The following is a 17,243-nucleotide window of genomic DNA, read 5'->3' on the forward strand; positions in this document are numbered from 1 at the left end:
GGGGGTCACACCCTCCCGGTCGCCAGAATCCAGGCGATGCACGAGGGCAAGCGCCGCGCCCGCCCTCGCTCGATCAACTCGACAAGATCGGCGTCGTCTGGGCGGACTCGATGAGCCAGCGGCCGTTCTGTTCGACGACCACATGGGTGAGTCGTCCCGCCGACGCGGGCAGCGCGTCAGCGTCCGCCCGCTCGTCGAAGACGTTTTTGACGCAGGCCACGATCGCGACGTCGTCGCGAACGAAATGCACGTCGTCGACCTCGATCTCGGTGCGCACATGCGCGAGCGGGGAGGCCAATGCCGCCTTCATCGCCGCGGACAGCGCGCCGATCCCGCTCACGCGACGTCCACCGAAGTTGACGATGTTCACGGTGCTCGTGTGTAGCGGAAGGAACTGATCTGGATCGTTCTGATACTTCACCGCGTCCGCCACCAGCGTGTGAATAGCCGCGGTCGCGACCGTGTGGTCGAAGTTGCCCATGGTGTTCGACTCCCTTTCTGTCGCTTGCATGATGCCTGACGCGCACGCCGAAGGCTCCAGTGGTCACGATGGCGTACAACCGATCCGGCCGTTAACGCGGTCGTGAGCACGTCGATACCGGCAACACAATGCGATCGCGCGGACCCAGGCCCGTCGCGCCGCTAACCGAACAGTCCGCCAAGCACGCCGCCACTCTGCCCGGCCTCCTGGCCGCCGCCTGTGCCGCCGATGAATCCGCCCGGCGGCAGTTCCGAGGGTTGCACGATGACGAATCCCCGGCCGGAGAACGACAGGGTCAGGCCCTCACCGGTACTGCGGCCCATGAGCCTGCCGAGGCCGAAGGAGTCATTGCGTTTGATACCGCTCTGCAGGCTCGACGACCAGGCCACCGCGGCCTGCGGATCGGCGTAGGTCGGCTGGTCGACATTGAGCACGACCGGTGTGCCGTGGGTGGTGATGGCGATCCGGCCGCGGCCGGTGAAGACACAGTTGAACAGACCGGCGTTGCTGGCGAACCCGGCGGCGCCCTGGACCCTGCCGATGTTGTAGGACAACGTCGAATCGAAGGCGAGCACGTTCGCGCCGTTGATGGTCAGGCCGTCGGTGCCGTCGAGGTCGACAGTGTGCACGTCGGCGGCGGCATTGGCGAGGAACAGATCGCCGCGGCCGGTGACCTTCATCAGCGGCACGCCCTCGCCGGTCAGCCGCTGCTGGATGGCTCTGCCGATGCCGCCGGAGCCGAGCGCTTGGAAATGCAGGTCGCCCTGATAGGCGACCATCGATCCGGCACGCGCCATGACCTCGCCGTTGACGGCGACCTTGATCATCTTGCCGCCCTGCTTCTGGATGCCGACTCCCGCGACTTCCGCATGGCTCGGGTTGAACAGATCGCTCTGCATCGGCAGCGCTCCTTGCTGAGGTGATGACATCGGTGGGGGCGGCGGCACCGCGCCGGGCGGCGAATAGGTGGGGGGCGCCTGGTGTCCGGGTGGCGGGTACTGCGGCGCGGACCCGGGCGGCGCGGCCGCGGGCGGATAATGCGGTGCGGCTGTGGGGGTTTGATATCCAGGCGTGGGCGGGAATTGCGGCGGCGCTGCCGTCTGGTGTCCGGGCGGGGGTGTCGCGGCCTGCGGCTGGTACCCCGATGCCGCGGCAGCGGGCGGGCTCGGCGGTGCCGGATCGTCGTCGATGTGCACGCCGAACGCCGTCGCGATTCCGGCCAGCCCGTTGTCGTAGCCCTGGCCGACCGCGCGCACCTTCCAGCCGCCGCCGCGCCGGTAGATCTCCACGCACACCACGGCGGTCTCGGTGCTGAGCCCGGTCATCGGGAAAGTGATGGTGCCCGAATCGGATCCGATCGTCGCCAGCAGCGAGCTCGCGCCGGCGAAAGTGGGAGGTCCGCTGCCGTCGAGGCTGGCGGTGATGACCACCTTATCGACGTCGGCGGGCAGCGCGGAGGTCTGCACATCCACCATGTCGCCTGCCCCGCGGCCGTGCCGATAGACGACACCGGGCCCGACCGGCTGGTTGAAGAACACGAAGTCGCCATCGGACCTGACCCGGCCGCTCGCGTCCAGTAGTAGCGCCGATACGTCGACAGGAGCGGAGCAGGTGACGGTGACCGTCATCCGGTCGGCGGGTGCAGGCCGATTCTCGCCGCGGGCAAGCGCGGTCACGACCGACCGCCCCGGCCGTCGAAATATTGTTGTGGCGTGCGATTCACGGCCTCAAGTGTCGCGCGAGTCCGGGCTGCGCGCCACCGATCCGCCGATACGGGTCATCGATCAGGGGATACGGGCCATACCGCAGAGCATGGAGACGGCCTCGGGCCTCGGGTGCGCGCGCCAGGTTTCCGGGCGCCACGTCATCACCGAGGCGATGCCCGGTGAGACGAGCTCGTATCCGGTGAAGAAACGGGTGAATTCGGCGGTGGACCGCAGCTGGAAGGGCACTCCGCTGCGCTGATTGGCCTCCTTCGTCTCGGCGAGGTCCTCGGCGGTGAGGTGGTCGTTGGTAGCGTGGGTCATCACCAGGTAGCTGCCGGAGGGGAGTGCGCCGCACAACTGCCGCACCAGGTCGTAGGGGCCTTTGTCGTCGGTGATGAAGTGCATGATGGCGACCAGCATCAGCGCCACCGGTTTGCTCAGGTCCAGGATCTTGGTCAGGTCTGGGTGGGTGAGAATGCGCTCGGGGTCGCGGACATCCGCGTCGAGGTAGGCCGTCGCGCCCTCGGGGGAGCTGTTCAACAGGGTGTTCGCGTGCATGAGCACGATCGGATCGTTGTCCACGTAGACGATCCGCGATTCGGGGGCGATGCCCTGGGCGATCTCGTGCACGTTGCCCGCGGTGGGCAGGCCGGCGCCGATGTCGAGGAACTGCCGGATTCCAGCCTCGGCCAGGTAGCCGACCGCGCGCCGCAGGAAATTGCGGTTCTCCAGGGCGGCGAGGCGGACGGTCGGGAAGGCTTCGGCCACCGCGTCGGCCGACTCCCTGTCGGCCGGGTAGTTCTCGTTGCCGCCGAGCCAGTAGTCGTACCGGCGCGCCGGGTGCGGCTTGGTCACGTCGATCCTGGCCGCTGCCGATTCCGAGTCCACTACGCCCTCAATTCATCTCGACTACGGTCATCTTGTCAGCTCGAGTTGTGCACCGGTAGCGATGGTGATGTCGCACCGCCCCCGGAAGGCTTCGTCATGCAATTGCAGTACAGCCCATACGATTTCGACGTCCACAGCGATCCATACCCGTACTACGCCAGGCTCCGTGACCAGGCTCCCGTGTTCCGTAACGACACCGACGATTTCTGGGCGCTGTCCCGGCACGCGGACGTGCTGGCGGCGTTGCGGGACTCCGACCGCTTCTCCAGCGCGAACGGTCTGCGGATGGAGCCTGCCTTCTGGGGCCCGCAGGCCGAACGGTTCTTTTCATTTGTCGCCATGGATCCGCCCAAGCACACTCGCTTGCGCGGTCTGGTGACGCGGGCGTTCACCCAGCGTCGCGTGCAGTCGCTCGAGCCCCGACTGCGGTCGATCGCGAATACGCTACTGCAACCGCTGCTCGAGCGTGGCAGCTTCGATCTGATGGCCGATTTCGCGGGCCCTTTCCCGACCGAGGTGATCTCCGAACTGGTCGGCGTGCCCGCGGCCGATCGCGACATGGTTCGCAAACTCGGCATGGAGATCATGTACACCGAGGAGGAGTCCACCGACCTGCGGCCCGAGGCGATGCAGGCGATCGGCGCCCTGGTCGGCTACTACACGGAGCTGACTATCGAGCGCAGCAAGACGCGCGGCGACGATCTGCTCTCCGGACTGCTCGACGCCGCCGACGGCGAAGACCGGCTCAGCCCGGAGGAAATCGTCGGCGTTCTGATCCTGTTGGTCGGAGCGGGTATCGAGACCACCATGCTGACGCTCGGCAACACCTGGCATGCCGCGGCGCTGCATCCGCAACAGCGCCGGAAGGCATTCGACGGTCGGATCGATGACTGGATCGCCGAGTCGATGCGCTACGACCCGTCGTCGCAGACGCAGTTGCGCACGACCACCGAGCAGATCGAAGTGCACGGGGTGACGATTCCGGCCGATGCGCGCATGCTGCTGATCGTGGGTTCGGCCAACCGGGACCCCGAGGTCTTCGACAACCCCGACACCTTCGATCTGGACCGTGACACCAGTCGGTCGCTCGCCTTCGGCAGCGGCCGCCATCACTGCCTCGGTTCGAATCTGGCGCTGCTGGAACTGCGTGTCGCACTGCAGGAAATTGTTGCGGCGGTGGCCGACTACGAGGTCGACACCGAGCGCCTGCGCCGCATCCACTCCTCCAACAATCGCGGCTTCGCCAGCCTGCCGACCACAGTCACGGTGCGCTGATCGTAGGCAACTGGTCGGTCGTCTATAAAGGGTGCTCGTCGTAGGCGGAACCCCGTCGAACCCGCGTGTGTCGCGCGCGGCACGCCGATTATTTCGCAACACGGCAATTTTGCAGTTTCGCTCGCGACGGTGCATCGACTATGAATGGCATGTGCCGTTCCCACGCGTGATCACTTGTCTGCCATCGAATCTCCCCCCTCGGGAGTCGAATTGACCATCGAGCACCCCATTGAGGACGAGGTCACGCAGCTCGCGAGGCGGGTCGAGAAGGCCCGTGGCCGGCTTGCGTACCAATTCGATCCTGCGCTGACCGAGGCGCTGTCCGAGGACGAGCTGCTCGCCGAACGTCAGCTAGCCGAAAAGATTCGCGATCAGGACCGTGGTCAGCGTTGGAAGCACGTCCAGGCGGCCGCCGCCGCGGCCGACCGCGCTAGGCAGACCACCGAAGCGATCGAGAAGGCCGACATCAGAGATCTATTGGTAGCTCGCAAGGCAATTGCCGCGCAGCGGCGCGAGTCCAGCCCGCATGCCAAGCTGGCGTCGCTGTACCGGCACCGGGCGTGGTCGCTGCGTGCGCTGGCCGGTGTCGTTGCCGCGGGCATGCTCTGGTCGGCTGTCAATGTCCAGCAGAACATCGCGCCGAGCGGGCCGAGCGACCCGCTGTACTGGTTCAGTTACCTGATCGAATCGATGATCAGCGTGTGTCTGATCATCATCATGATCGGTACGAACAAGGTGGCCGAATGGGGCATCCTCGACAACCGCAGGCAGGTCGCCGCCGCCGAAATCGCCCTGCTCGCACTCACGATCACCCTCAATACCTACCCGTACGTACGCGACGGCAAGTGGTATGACGCCGCCGTGCACGCGGTCGCGCCGGTCATGATCGGTGTCGCGCTGCTCATCCACGACGCGGCGAGCTCGCGCTACGGGCACGCCATCGCGCAGGCCACCGAGCAGGTTCGGGAATTGCCCGACCCGGCGGATCTCATCCGGCACCGGCTGCCGACGGTCGCCAGCTACCGGGCCAGTGCTCGAGCGGATACGCCGACCTCGGTGGCGGCATTGGCGGCCGCGGAACAACACGATGAGCCCGAACCACGTCCGCGTGCCACTGAAGCGTTCGTGGATCAGAGCTTCGAAGTGATCGTGCCCGAGGCCGACGAGGTCGCGCCCTCGGCGTTCGTGATGGATATCGACACCACGGTCGGTCTGGACGAACGACCGGCGTCGTCGGTGGCTACCGTCAAGACCGCTGCCCGGCGCGCGCCGAGCACTTCCGGTCGCACGGTGCCCGGAAGCTCCGACGACGATGAGCCGAGCAGCGTCGATCGGCTCACCGCGCCGATGGCCGCCAAAGAATCCGCCACCTCGTCGATCGCGAAGACCAGGCCCACCGCCGCGTCGAACGGCAAGAGCAGGCCGTCGGCCGAAAAGCCCGCCGCGGCCACCAAAGTCGACAGCAAGCCCGTCGCGACGGTGAGCAGCTCCAGCACGAAGGCAAAGACAAGCTCCGCGGCGGCAGGCAAGCCGACCGTACCGGTGAGCGCCAAGGCCGACACAAAGTCGGAATCCGCGTCGACAGCCATTGTTCGGCAGACTCCGGCTGTCTCGAAGTCCGACAGCGCGGCAACCGATGCCGACTCCGATATCGCCCGCCCGCAGGAAATCTACGACACGGGCCAGTTCCGCGTCGCCGAGATCCTCGAGCAGGAGCTCGCCGAGTTGCAGGCCGAGCGGCGGCGTGCCCGTACCAGCAGGCAGCGCTGAGCGCTGCGGCCAGGCATGAACCGTCGGCCGGGTTCAGTTCGCCGCCGAGACAGCGGCTGCGCTGATGATCGCGATGGTGACGGCCTGTATTTCCTGGACGGCTCGGCGCACCGCCGGCCCGCCCCAGTCGCTTTCGCTGATCGCCTTGCCGCGTAGTGTGACGGTTCGCTTGTCGATGTCGGGGAAGAGCTTGGGCAGCAGGTCGACAGCGTGCACGAGGGAAATCAGGGCGGCCGTGCGGTCGTCGGGTGTCGTTCCGTCGACGACGACGGCACGGACTCGCGTCATGATCGCGGCTTCGACAGCGGGATCGGCGGGCTTCCAGAGGGTGGTCGGGAAGAGGCCGAGGATCTTGCCTTTGGCCTCGGTCAGGTAGCCGGCTCCGGCGAGGTCGTTGAGCAGGGCGTCCTGCAGCTTCTCGGCTCGGCTGCGCCAGGAACCGAATCCGGCGACTTTGCCTACCGCGTCTTTGGGTTTGCGTCCGTCGGCGACGGTGACGAGGTCCGCGAGCCGAAGGTCCGCGGGTTGCCGTCCGGTCGCGACCAACCGGCCGGGTTTGTGCTCGGGATCGCCTGCCTCGGTCAGGCGCAGCGCCCCGCTTAGCGTGAGCTCGACTATCGCCGCGCCTGCCAGCGCCGCGCCCACCCGAGTGCTGTCCACCGACTTCTTGCCGGTGTCGTCATCGAGTGCCAGCAGTAGAAACTCTTCCGCAAGCGTCAGCATCCCGGTCCCCTATCTGTCGCGTCGCCACAGCGGCCGGACAGTGGAAACTTCCGGCCCGACAACCAGTCTGCCAGCGCGCTCGCGCGCACACGTCGATCCGCTTCGTGCGCCTGCTCGATTCGGGGCGCCGCGCCCGCCGAACCGGCGGGCCGCACTGTCGACGATTCGATCGTCAGCCGATCACGGCGTGGCGAAGCCGATGAGGGCGCCGATGCCCGCGCCGATCGGAATCGTGACGAGGGCGCCGACGCCGCCGAGGAAGAAGCCGATCACCGCGCCGATGCCGGCGCCGACAAGAGCGCCGATGCCGGCGTTGTACTGCTTGCGCGCGAGAGTGTCGGTCTCGTCGATGAATTGGGCGTTCTGCTGGGTGTCGACCTGCGCGCCGATGGGCGTCAGCGTCAGGGTGCGGCCGGCATCGCTGATCTGTGGCGTCAGACCGAACTTCGCGCCGGCCGTCTGAAAGGCCAGCGGCAGTGTCACGACGACATTGCCCGCGCCGTCGGACAGGGTGACGGCTTGTGCGTCGCCGGTCAGCGCGAAGCTGCCCGCGGCGACAGTGGTGATCACCCCGCGGCCGTCCGCGGCAGGCGCTGCCGCGTACTCGATCCCGTGCTCGACGCCGCGCACCGCGGTCTCGGTGGCAGGCGCGGGTTGCGCGTTGACAGTTCCCGCGGTGAGTCCGGTGGCCCCGATCGCGAGCAGGGCGGTAGCGGCGAATGCATTGACCTTCATCGTGTTTCCCCACTTCTTGTTCCGGCTGCGAGAGCCGATTCGTCCCCATCCGGCCGGATCTCGGCCCCACCCATCTTCGCCCGTACACCGTCCTCGACGGGTCCTTTTGCGAATCTCGCCACGAGTCACCCGCGCGGTAGCGGTTCACGCGGGAACCGTTGCGCCACTTCAGATGATCTTCATCAACGGTAACTCTGCTGTAACCGTTCGCAGCGGGCAGATCACATACCGGCATGTGAGCATGGGCGAAAGATCTTATCGGAGAAAGGAAATCGCCCCCGTGGGTCAGTTCTGCAGAGCAGTTCTACTCGATGCTGACCATAAACTGATCGGTTATCTGGAGCCCGGCGCGCAGTCGGTGGGTCGCGCGTGGATCGGCGACGACTTCGTCCAGGGCGTGGAGCGCCTGTTGGCCATGCCGGCACGGGTGGTGTGGGCCGGGCGCCACGCCCACCGCCATATCGGCGAAACCCTCTACGAAACGGTGGTTTCCGTCGCGCCGCTGGTCGGCCCCCGTCGCGGCTTCATCGGCCAGTACATGCTCAACCACGACCAGTACTCCTACGTGGACAAAGCCACAGTCCTCGAAAACGACGACCGCTACCGCATCCACCCGCTGCCGGTCCTCACCGCCGAAACTCCCGACGATGACCCCTGCCTGCGCGGCGCGCGCACCACCGGTGACCCCGCGCTGATCGGCTTGTGGGCTCGGAACCTCATCTCCACCAGCGACACCGTCCCTCCCGGCTTCGATCTCCTCAAATTCGACCTGGTCCAAGCGTGATCCGTGGCCCCGACGAGTGACACACGGTGGAGACGCTTCTCGATGTTTGCCGCAGCCAGGTGCTACTCGTCGCTGCCGCCGGGCGTTATGGAGTGGCGCCGGGGTCGAATCCGCCGGGGATTTCGTAGACGGCGCCGGTGAAGGTAGCGGCGAAAAGGCGGCCCGCGGAGAAGCCTTCGGTGCCACGGCCGTAGGTGACGACACTGGTCAACGGGTTGCCGCTGGCGAGGATGCAGTATTGACCTGGTGCGTCGATGCGGATGACCTGACCGGCGGTGTCGAGCGGGACGACGGGGCGATCCCGGGAGTCCAGTGTCAGCCCGTCCGGTGCGGCGAACGCATCGCCGCCGCCGAGGTCGAGCAGCGACTGGGGTGCGCCGGGGTCGGCGGTGGGTATCCGGCTCACCCCGGGGTCGACGAAGGTGCGCCCTACATAGAGGTATTCGTCGTTGCGGCCGAGCACCGCGCCGTTGGCGCTGGGGAAGCTCGCCCAGTCGGGCTGGACGATACCGTTCGGATAGACCCGGCCGATGTGGCTGCCGAAATCGTTGGTGGTGTACACGATGCCGTCCGCGCCGACATCCATGCCGTTGGCCGCGCTGAGTCCCGCCGCGAAGGGCCGCATGGCGCCGGTGTCCGGATCGAGCTGCACTATCCCCGCGTGCCGCAGGCTGTCGCCGGCCACGACCCGCGCGTCGGCCCCATAGCCGACCAGCAACTTCTCATCCGCCGTCCAGGCGAGTGCGCCTGCGCCGCCACTGGGAACCGTCGCGATGGGCACCGGCGCCGCCCCCGGCGTATCGATCCGATACACCCGCCCGCTCAGCAGATCGGTGGTGTAGGCCCGGCCGCGCGCATCGACGGTCAACCCCTCCAACGCCCCCGATACGAACCCGACCCTGATCGTGGGTTGTCCCGCCCCCGCGCAGACGGGGGCCGCGCTCGCCGCCGGCGCCGCAACCGCCGACACAGCGGCGAATGTCATCGCCGCCAGGATGACTGCCGATTTGCTCATGCTGCTCATTCCACACCTCCGGCAGGTTCGATGTGTTCGATTCGTCCTCGAAGACCGGACTGGCTGGCGCAGGTTCGATCACCAGCGGTTAGCTGATGAGCTGCCCGATGCTCGAACAGTTACCACTCAGGTCAGGTGGTGCGGCAAGCTGGGTGGGTGCGTGTGTTGGTGCTCGGGTCGTTCGAAGTGCGTGGGGATGACGATCGGCCGGTGGAAGTGGTCGGTGTCAAGGTGCGGGCGTTGGTGGCGCGGTTGGCGATGGAGCCGGGGCGAGTGGTGTCTGCCGATGCGCTGACCGAGGCGATTTGGGGAGACCGCCCGCCCGCGAACGGGGCCAATGCGCTACAGGCTCTGGCGTCCCGGGTGCGCAGGGTGATCGGCAGTGCCCGGCTGGAGGGGCGGTCGCCGGGATATCGGCTGGTTGTCGACGACGGCGATGTCGATGCGGTGCGGTTCGAGCAGTTGGTTGTGGTGGGGCGGCAGGCATCGGGGTCCGATCCGGCGCAGGCGCTCATGATGTTGCGCGAGGCAGAGGCGCTGTGGCGGGGGCCCGCATTGGGTGACCTGCTCGAATTGCATTTCGCCGCCGACGCGGCGACGCGGCTGGACCAGTTGCGGCTTGCGGCCACCGAAGATCGGCTCGCGATCGAGATCGCTTCGGGCACTGACATTCTCGACGAACTGCGGCCGCTGGCAGACGCGCATCCGCTGGCGGAGCGGTTGCAGGGTTTACGAATTCGCGCACTGTATGCCGCGGGCCGCCAGGCCGAGGCGCTGCGAGCCTACGACCGGACCCGCGACCAACTGGCCGACGAACTGGGCATCGACCCGTCCGCCGAGCTGACCGACCTGCACCTGGCGATCCTGCGTCAGGACCCCGACCTGCCGACGCGCAGGCGACGCACGAATCTGCGCGCGCAGGTGACGAGCTTTGTCGGGCGGGAGGACGACCTCGCCCGGATTACCACAACACTGGGAACGGCTCGGCTCGTCACAGTGGTCGGCCCCGGCGGTGCGGGCAAGACTCGACTCGCCGTCGAGGCGGCCGAGCATGCCGACGCACCGGGCGGCATCTGGTTGGTCGAGCTGGCGGCGGTGACCGACCCGGTCGAGGTGGCCACCGCGGTGTTGACCGCGATCGGTGTCCGCGAGGTAGGTCTGCTCGACCAGCCCGCGGGCGACGCGACGGCCAGGCTCGTCGAGTTCTTCACGCGCCAGCGTGCCATGCTGATCCTCGACAATTGCGAGCATCTGATCGAAGCCGTCGCCGAGCTCACCGATCGATTACTCGGAGCGTGTGCGCAACTGCGCATCCTCGCCACCAGCCGCGAGCCTCTCGTCATCGGTGGCGAGAACCTGCACCCCCTCGCCGCGCTGCCCTGGACCGCGGATTCGGTAGCCGATCCAGCCGAGTATCCGGCGGTGCGATTGTTCGTCGACCGTGCGCGTGCGGTCCGCCCCGACTTCGCCGTCGACGAGGCGAATGCCGATGCGGTGGTGGAGATCTGCCGCAGGCTGGACGGCATTCCGCTGGCGATCGAGTTGGCCGCGGCTCGGATGCGCGCGCTGAACGTCCAGCAGATCGCCGCCAAGCTGGACGATCGTTTCGCGCTGCTCGGCAGCGGCAGCCGCACGGCTCCGGCTCGGCATCGGACCTTGCGCGGGGTCATCGAGTGGAGTTGGGCGCTGCTCTCATCCTCGGAGCGGGAGTTGGCGATGCGACTTGCGGTATTTCCCTCCGGTGCGAGCCTGGACGCCGTCGACGACATCGACGTGTTGACCGACCTCGTCGACAAGTCGCTGGTGGAACGCGCGGGCACCCGCTACCGCATGCTCGAGTCGATCCGTTCCTACGCGCTCGAACAGCTGGCGTATGACGGTCGCGGTCCGCTGCTGCGCGACGAACACGCACGCTATTTCCTTCGCCTCGCCGAAGCGGCCGACCTTCGATTGCGCGGCGCCGACCAGTTGACGGCCTTGGCGCTGCTCGATGCCGAGCGCGAAAACATCATGGCCGCACTACGATTCGCCGTCGAGAGCGCCGATATCGACCTCGGTGTGCGGCTGCTGGCGTCGATGTTCTGGTACTGGGGCCTGCGCGGCATCCAGACCGAGCGGCTGCAATGGACGCGGGCAGTGCTCGATATCCCCGGCGCGGCCGACATCCTTACCTCGCAGGACGGACCGCATTCGCCCGTGCCGGACACTCACCGTGCCGTGCTCTTCGTCCTCGACGGCCTGATGCAGTACGAGACCGGCTCGGCCGAGGTCGGTGCGCGGGCCGTGGCGCGGGGGATCGAACTCGGCAGGCGCGCAGGCGGTTCGGCCGGTGCGCCGGGGCAGACGGTGTTGTTGGTCGCGCCGACGTTCCTCGAGGGCGGCGCGGGTGCGCGTGCGGTGGCGGACTCGCTGCGCGAGCTGTCGGGGTGGGAGCGGGCGATGACGCTGCTGCTCGCGACCATGGCGGCGCACGCGAACGCAGACCTGGTGTTCGACCAATTGGCCGAAGCCAGGCGCGAATTCGAGATGCTCGGCGAGCGCTTCGGGCTGGCCTCCTCGCTGCGCATGCTCGCCGGCCAACGGCTGCGCCGCGGTGACTCCGCGCGCGGGATCGCCGAGCTCGCCCAGGCGGCGGAGGTGATGGAGGAACTCGGCATCGCCGGTGACTGCGCGGAGATTCGCGCGGAGTTGGGCGCGGCACTCGTACGTGCCGGTGAACTCGATCATGCACAGGTCGCCTTGCAGGAGGCGCGCCATCACGCCGCCGCGGCGGGGGAGCCGCGAACCTTGGCCTACGTTCGAATGGCGGAGGCGGAGTACGAGATTCATCGGGGACACAGTGCTGTCGCGCTGCGTGAACTCGATCGGGCAGAAGCCGGTTTCGCCGGCGCCGCGCTCGGGGCCCGGGCGCGGATGGTGTGCGCCGGACTGCGCGCCTTGGTCGCGGTGCAGACAGGCGACACCGCCATGGCCCGTCGAACGCTGGATCGAGCGGTCGCGGCCTGCGCCGATACCGCGCAACCGGAGGACGTGGCGGTCGTGACGCACATGTACGCCGCGATCGCCGTGCACGACGGTGCGCCCGGCCGGGCAGCCTTTCTGATCGGTCTCGGCGCGGCGCTGATCGGCATCGAGGACCGCCGAGGCTATGACAACCTCCTGCGCCCAGCGGCACGCGCCAGAGAGCTGCTGGGCGCCGACGAATTCGCGAAGGCATACGACCGAGGGGCCGCGCTCACTCGCGACGCCGCGATTCGAGTACTGTGCGCCGATCCGCTGGCGACGAGTGCCTGACGGCGGGGCCGGTGTGGTGGTTCGAGTTGTCTGCGACACCGCTGTCGGTTTTGTGTGTCCCGTCACCCATGGCCTCCTTTTGCTCTAGCGTTGGCACGGTTGAGCACCGAGAGGGGTCGTGGATGCGGACGGGGATGCTGGGGCTGGTGGAGCTGCGCGAGCGCGTCGAGGAGGGGACCCTCGACACGGTGCTCGTCGCGATGACCGACATGCAGGGCAGGCTGCAGGGAAAGCGGTGCGCGGCACAGTATTTCCTGGACGAGGTGATCGGGCACGCCACCGAGGCCTGTGACTATCTGCTCGCCGTGGATGTGGAGATGAACACCGTCGACGGGTATGCGATGTCGTCGTGGGATACCGGATACGGCGATCTGGTGCTGCGGCCCGACCTGAACACATTGCGGCTCGTGCCGTGGCTGCCGGGCACAGCGCTGGTGCTCTGCGATGTCGAGCATGTGCAGCCCAAAGGTGTACCCATCGCGCCGTCGCCGCGGCAGGTGCTGCGGACACAGCTGGCCCGGCTGGCGGAACATGGGTTGCGGGCATTCGTCGGGACCGAACTGGAGTTCCTGGTCTTCGACGACAGCTTCGAATCCGCGTGGAACGCGGGCTATCGCGGTCTCACACCGGCCAATCAGTACAACGTGGACTATTCGCTGCTCGGCACCGCGCGGATCGAACCGCTGCTGCGGCGTATTCGCACCGAGATGGACGGCGCTGGCATGTATGTCGAGTCGGCGAAGGGGGAATGTAGTCCCGGGCAGCACGAGATCGCATTCCGCTATGACGAGGCATTGGTGACCTGTGACAACCACAGCATTTACAAGACCGGTGCCAAGGAGATCGCCGCACAGGAAGGGCGCAGCCTCTCCTTCATGGCGAAATACAATGAGCGCGAGGGTAACTCGTGTCATATCCACATCAGTTTGCGCGGCGAATCGGGTGAGCCGGTATTCGCCGGTGACGGCGCGGACGGCACCTCCGCCCTGATGCGGCATTTCATCGCGGGACAGCTGGACTGCCTACGCGAGTTCACCTACCTTCTCGCGCCGAACATCAACTCCTACAAGCGCTTCGTGCCTGGCAGCTTCGCACCGACCGCGCTGGCCTGGGCCCGGGACAACCGAACATGTGCGCTGCGCGTGGTCGGCGCGGGGGCTTCGCTGCGCATGGAGAATCGGGTTCCCGGCGGCGACGTCAATCCCTACCTCGCGGTGGCCGCGTCTATCGCCGCTGGTCTGCACGGCATCGAACGGCGGCTGCCGCTCGAACCGGAGTTCCACGGCAACGCCTATCGGTCCCAGCGTCCGCGGGTGCCGCACACGCTGCGCGAGGCGGCCGAGCTGTTCGGTGACAGCAAGGTCGCGCGTTCGGCGTTCGGTGACGACGTGGTGGACCATTATCGGAATGCGGCAGAGGTCGAGCTGGATGCCTTCGAGGCCGCGGTTACCGATTGGGAGCGAATCCGTGGTTTCGAACGACTATGAGGATGCCGGTGGCGCAGGGCAACGTCCGGTAATCGGGCTGTCGACCTATAGCGAGCCGGCTCGCTATGGGCCGTGGGATGTCGAAAGCGCGGTTCTGCCACGCAGCTACATCGATATGGTGGAGCGGGCGGGCGGGGTGCCGGTGCTGCTGCCGCCCGCGGGCGTCGCGCGACAGGAAGTCGTCGCCGGGCTGGACGGATTGGTATTGACCGGTGGGGCCGACATCGACCCGGCTCGCTACGGTGCGCCACCGGATCCGCAGACCCTGGGCACCCGTCCGGACCGCGACGACTTCGAGTTCGGCCTGTTCGAGCTGGCTCGTGCCGCCGCAATACCGACACTCGCGGTCTGCCGCGGTCTGCAACTGGTGAATGTGGCGCTGGGCGGCACCCTGATCCAGCACCTGCCCGACGTGCTCGGGCATACCGACCATTCGCGCACTCCTGGCGTGTTCAATATCGTTCGAGTGTCGACGGTGCCCGGCAGCCGGGTCGCCGCCATCGCAGGGCCGGAGTTGAAGGCGCACTGCCATCACCATCAGGCCATCGACGTGCTGGCCGCCGACCTGGTCGCGGCCGCGCATGCGACCGACGGCACGATAGAAGCGGCCGAGGCGAGGACCGGTTCGTTCCTGGTCGGCGTGCAGTGGCATCCAGAGGAGAACGCCACCGACCGCAGGCTGATGCGAGCCCTGGTCGAGGCCGCGGCCGCACACCGCGGCGAGCGGGCCTCGTGAGCGGGCGTCAGCGAGACAATCATGGACACCGCACGCCATAGCGCACACCGCAACGACGTGTCGGCGGCGGCATCGTGCGTATGACGGCCTACCGAAGGGAGCTGATTCGATGACGACGGCCACCGTGGTCAACCCTGCGAACGAGCAGGTTGTCGCAACGATCGAGGCGACGACCGAGGCGCAGACCGACGCCGCCATCGAGCGCGCGCACCGGGCCGCGGCGCAGTGGCGCGAGGTCGCGCCCGGCGACCGAGCCCGACTGCTGCGCCGATTCGCCGACGTCGTCGACGCGAATCTGGAACAGCTGGCACAACTCGAGGTCGCCAACGCCGGGCACACCATCGGCAACGCACGCTGGGAGGCGGGCAATGTCCGCGACGTGCTGCACTACTGCGCAGGCATTCCGGAACGACTGCTCGGCAGCCAGATTCCAGTGCCAGGCGGGGTGAACATCACCTTCCACGAGCCGCTCGGCGTGGTCGGGATCATCGTGCCGTGGAATTTCCCGATGCCGATCGCGGCATGGGGCTTCGGGCCCGCGCTCGCCGCCGGAAACACCGTGGTGCTCAAGCCCGCCGAGCTGACCCCGCTGACGGCGATCCGTCTCGGCGAACTCGCGATCGAAGCCGGCTTGCCCGAGGGTGTGTTCCAGGTGCTGCCCGGTAAGGGGTCGGTCGTCGGGCAACGGTTCGTCACGCATCCCGCGGTCCGCAAGGTCGTGTTCACCGGTTCCACCGAGGTGGGCAAGCAGATCATGGTCGGCTGCGCGCGGCAGGTGAAGCGGGTGACTCTGGAATTGGGCGGTAAGAGCGCGAATATCGTGTTCGCCGATGCCGACCTGGAGCGGGCGGCCGCGACCGCACCCTACGGGGTCTTCGACAACGCCGGGCAGGACTGCTGTGCCCGATCGCGGATCCTGGTGCAGCGCAGTGTCTTCGATCGGTTCCTCGAGCTGCTGGAACCGGCCGTGCGCGGCGTGCGAGTCGGTGACCCTGCCGACGAGGCCACCGAGATGGGCCCGCTGATCTCGGCGGCACACCGGGCGCGGGTCGCCGCGTTCGTCGAGCCTTCGACCAAGGTCGCCTTCACCGGTGACCGGCCCGACGGGCCCGGATTCTGGTATCCGCCAACGGTTGTGCTGCCCGGTGCGCCGACCGACCGGGTGCTCACCGAGGAGGTGTTCGGCCCGGTGGTAGCGGTGGTGGCTTTCGAGGACGAGGCCGACGCCCTGCGGATCGCGAACGACACCGAATACGGTCTTTCCGGGTCCATCTGGACCAGCGATGTCGGCCGTGCGCTGCGGGTTTCGCGTGGCGTCGAGGCCGGGAACCTCTCGGTGAACTCGCATTCTTCGGTGCGGTACTGGACCCCGTTCGGCGGTTTCAAGCAATCGGGGCTCGGTCGTGAGCTGGGGCCGGACGCCGCGCTCGCCTTCACCGAAACCAAGAACGTCTTCATCGCAACCACCTGAGTCAGCACACGTCGAAGAGGAGACACGTTGCAGCGCTTACAAGATCGAGTCGCCGTCGTCACGGGCGGCGGTAGCGGGATCGGCCTCGCCACGGTCCGTCGCTTCGCCGCGGAGGGCGCCAAGGTTGTCGTCGCCGATATCGACGCCACCGCGGGTGAGGCCGCGGCAGCGGCGGTCGACGGACTCTACGTGAAGGCCGACGTCACCAATGAGGCCCAGGTCGAGTCGTTGTTCCAGACCGCGGTCGACACCTACGGCGGCCTCGATATCGCCTTCAACAATGCGGGAATTTCGCCGCCGGAGGACGATTCCATCCTCACCACCGGCATCGAGGCGTGGCGGCGGGTGCAGGAGGTGAATCTGACCTCGGTGTACTTGTGCAGTAAGTACGCCATCGGCCACATGCTGGAGCGCGGCAAGGGTTCGGTGATCAACACCGCGTCGTTCGTCGCGGTGATGGGCGCGGCGACCTCGCAGATCTCCTACACCGCCTCCAAAGGCGGAGTTCTCGCGATGAGCAGGGAGCTCGGTGTCCAGTTCGCCCGCAACGGGATTCGGGTCAATGCGTTGTGTCCCGGCCCGGTGAACACGCCGCTGCTACAGGAGCTGTTCGCCAAGGATCCCGAGCGCGCCGCGCGCCGCCTGGTGCACATCCCGGCGGGGCGATTTGCCGAACCCGAGGAAATCGCCGCGGCCGTGGCCTTTCTGGCCAGCGACGACGCCTCGTTCATCACCGCGTCGCAGTTCCTGGTGGACGGCGGCATCTCGGGCGCCTATGTGACTCCGCTCTAGCGGAGTGCGCCATGTACTGTTCGACATTCGGCGCAGCTACCTGCGCCGTTGTGGATCGACCGTTGTTCGTGGACGGCATAATTCGC

Annotated in this window: 14 protein-coding genes; 8 read left to right on the top strand and 6 right to left on the bottom strand. The window is 67.5% G+C overall.

Features of this window, described 5'->3' with window-relative positions; all coding sequences use genetic code 11:
• Positions 1 to 73: 73 nt before the first annotated feature.
• The 3 genes from ACFU4Z_RS10615 to ACFU4Z_RS10625 all read right to left on the bottom strand — a co-directional run bounded on the left by ACFU4Z_RS10615 (position 74) and on the right by ACFU4Z_RS10625 (position 3,075).
• Positions 74 to 481, bottom strand: a complete 408-nt coding sequence (locus tag ACFU4Z_RS10615; protein ID WP_379061290.1) for an SgcJ/EcaC family oxidoreductase — start codon at positions 479 to 481, stop codon at positions 74 to 76.
• Between the two features lie 161 nt (positions 482 to 642).
• The gene (locus tag ACFU4Z_RS10620; protein ID WP_379061673.1) at positions 643 to 2,109 is read right to left on the bottom strand and encodes an AIM24 family protein; all 1,467 of its coding nucleotides are present in this window, start codon (positions 2,107 to 2,109) and stop codon (positions 643 to 645) included.
• A 156-nt stretch (positions 2,110 to 2,265) separates the two neighbouring features.
• Positions 2,266 to 3,075, bottom strand: a complete 810-nt coding sequence (locus tag ACFU4Z_RS10625; protein WP_379061292.1) for an SAM-dependent methyltransferase — start codon at positions 3,073 to 3,075, stop codon at positions 2,266 to 2,268.
• Between the two features lie 96 nt (positions 3,076 to 3,171).
• On the opposite strand from ACFU4Z_RS10625, the gene ACFU4Z_RS10630 reads away from it, so the two are divergent.
• A complete protein-coding gene (locus tag ACFU4Z_RS10630) occupies positions 3,172 to 4,350 on the top strand; it encodes a cytochrome P450 (RefSeq protein ID WP_379061294.1) in 1,179 nt (392 codons plus the stop codon).
• A 210-nt stretch (positions 4,351 to 4,560) separates the two neighbouring features.
• The gene (locus ACFU4Z_RS10635; protein ID WP_379061296.1) at positions 4,561 to 6,120 is read left to right on the top strand and encodes a hypothetical protein; all 1,560 of its coding nucleotides are present in this window, start codon (positions 4,561 to 4,563) and stop codon (positions 6,118 to 6,120) included.
• 33 nt (positions 6,121 to 6,153) lie between these two features.
• Here the strand turns inward: ACFU4Z_RS10635 and ACFU4Z_RS10640 are convergent, their stop codons facing one another.
• Positions 6,154 to 6,843 (bottom strand): GPP34 family phosphoprotein, encoded by a 690-nt coding sequence (locus ACFU4Z_RS10640; RefSeq protein ID WP_379061298.1) that lies wholly within the window; start codon positions 6,841 to 6,843, stop codon positions 6,154 to 6,156.
• A gap of 180 nt (positions 6,844 to 7,023) precedes the next feature.
• A complete protein-coding gene (locus ACFU4Z_RS10645; protein WP_379061300.1) occupies positions 7,024 to 7,578 on the bottom strand; it encodes a hypothetical protein in 555 nt (184 codons plus the stop codon).
• Positions 7,579 to 7,750: 172 nt separating this feature from the next.
• Here ACFU4Z_RS10645 and ACFU4Z_RS10650 point away from each other — a divergent pair, with 172 nt between their 5' ends.
• Positions 7,751 to 8,362: a hypothetical protein gene (locus ACFU4Z_RS10650; protein ID WP_379061302.1), complete on the top strand. Its 612-nt coding sequence runs from the start codon at positions 7,751 to 7,753 to the stop codon at positions 8,360 to 8,362.
• A gap of 85 nt (positions 8,363 to 8,447) precedes the next feature.
• On the opposite strand, the gene ACFU4Z_RS10655 is transcribed toward ACFU4Z_RS10650, so the two are convergent.
• Entirely contained in the window at positions 8,448 to 9,377 is a 930-nt protein-coding gene (locus ACFU4Z_RS10655) for an SMP-30/gluconolactonase/LRE family protein (RefSeq protein ID WP_379061304.1), read from the bottom strand.
• A 156-nt stretch (positions 9,378 to 9,533) separates the two neighbouring features.
• Here ACFU4Z_RS10655 and ACFU4Z_RS10660 point away from each other — a divergent pair, with 156 nt between their 5' ends.
• From ACFU4Z_RS10660 to ACFU4Z_RS10680, 5 genes are all read left to right on the top strand, one after another.
• Positions 9,534 to 12,671: a BTAD domain-containing putative transcriptional regulator gene (locus ACFU4Z_RS10660; protein ID WP_379061306.1), complete on the top strand. Its 3,138-nt coding sequence runs from the start codon at positions 9,534 to 9,536 to the stop codon at positions 12,669 to 12,671.
• Positions 12,672 to 12,793: 122 nt separating this feature from the next.
• A complete protein-coding gene (locus ACFU4Z_RS10665; RefSeq protein ID WP_379061308.1) occupies positions 12,794 to 14,158 on the top strand; it encodes a glutamine synthetase family protein in 1,365 nt (454 codons plus the stop codon).
• Positions 14,139 to 14,894 (top strand): gamma-glutamyl-gamma-aminobutyrate hydrolase family protein, encoded by a 756-nt coding sequence (locus ACFU4Z_RS10670; protein WP_379061311.1) that lies wholly within the window; start codon positions 14,139 to 14,141, stop codon positions 14,892 to 14,894. Before ACFU4Z_RS10665 ends, ACFU4Z_RS10670 begins: the two co-directional genes overlap by 20 nt.
• Before the next feature lie 109 nt (positions 14,895 to 15,003).
• A complete protein-coding gene (locus tag ACFU4Z_RS10675) occupies positions 15,004 to 16,365 on the top strand; it encodes an aldehyde dehydrogenase family protein (RefSeq protein WP_379061313.1) in 1,362 nt (453 codons plus the stop codon).
• Between the two features lie 27 nt (positions 16,366 to 16,392).
• Positions 16,393 to 17,157, top strand: a complete 765-nt coding sequence (locus ACFU4Z_RS10680; protein WP_379061315.1) for a 3-oxoacyl-ACP reductase — start codon at positions 16,393 to 16,395, stop codon at positions 17,155 to 17,157.
• Positions 17,158 to 17,243: the final 86 nt, after the last annotated feature.

It is taken from the genome of Nocardia sp. NPDC057440 (genome assembly GCF_042802915.1).
Classification (GTDB): Bacteria; Actinomycetota; Actinomycetes; order Mycobacteriales; family Mycobacteriaceae; genus Nocardia.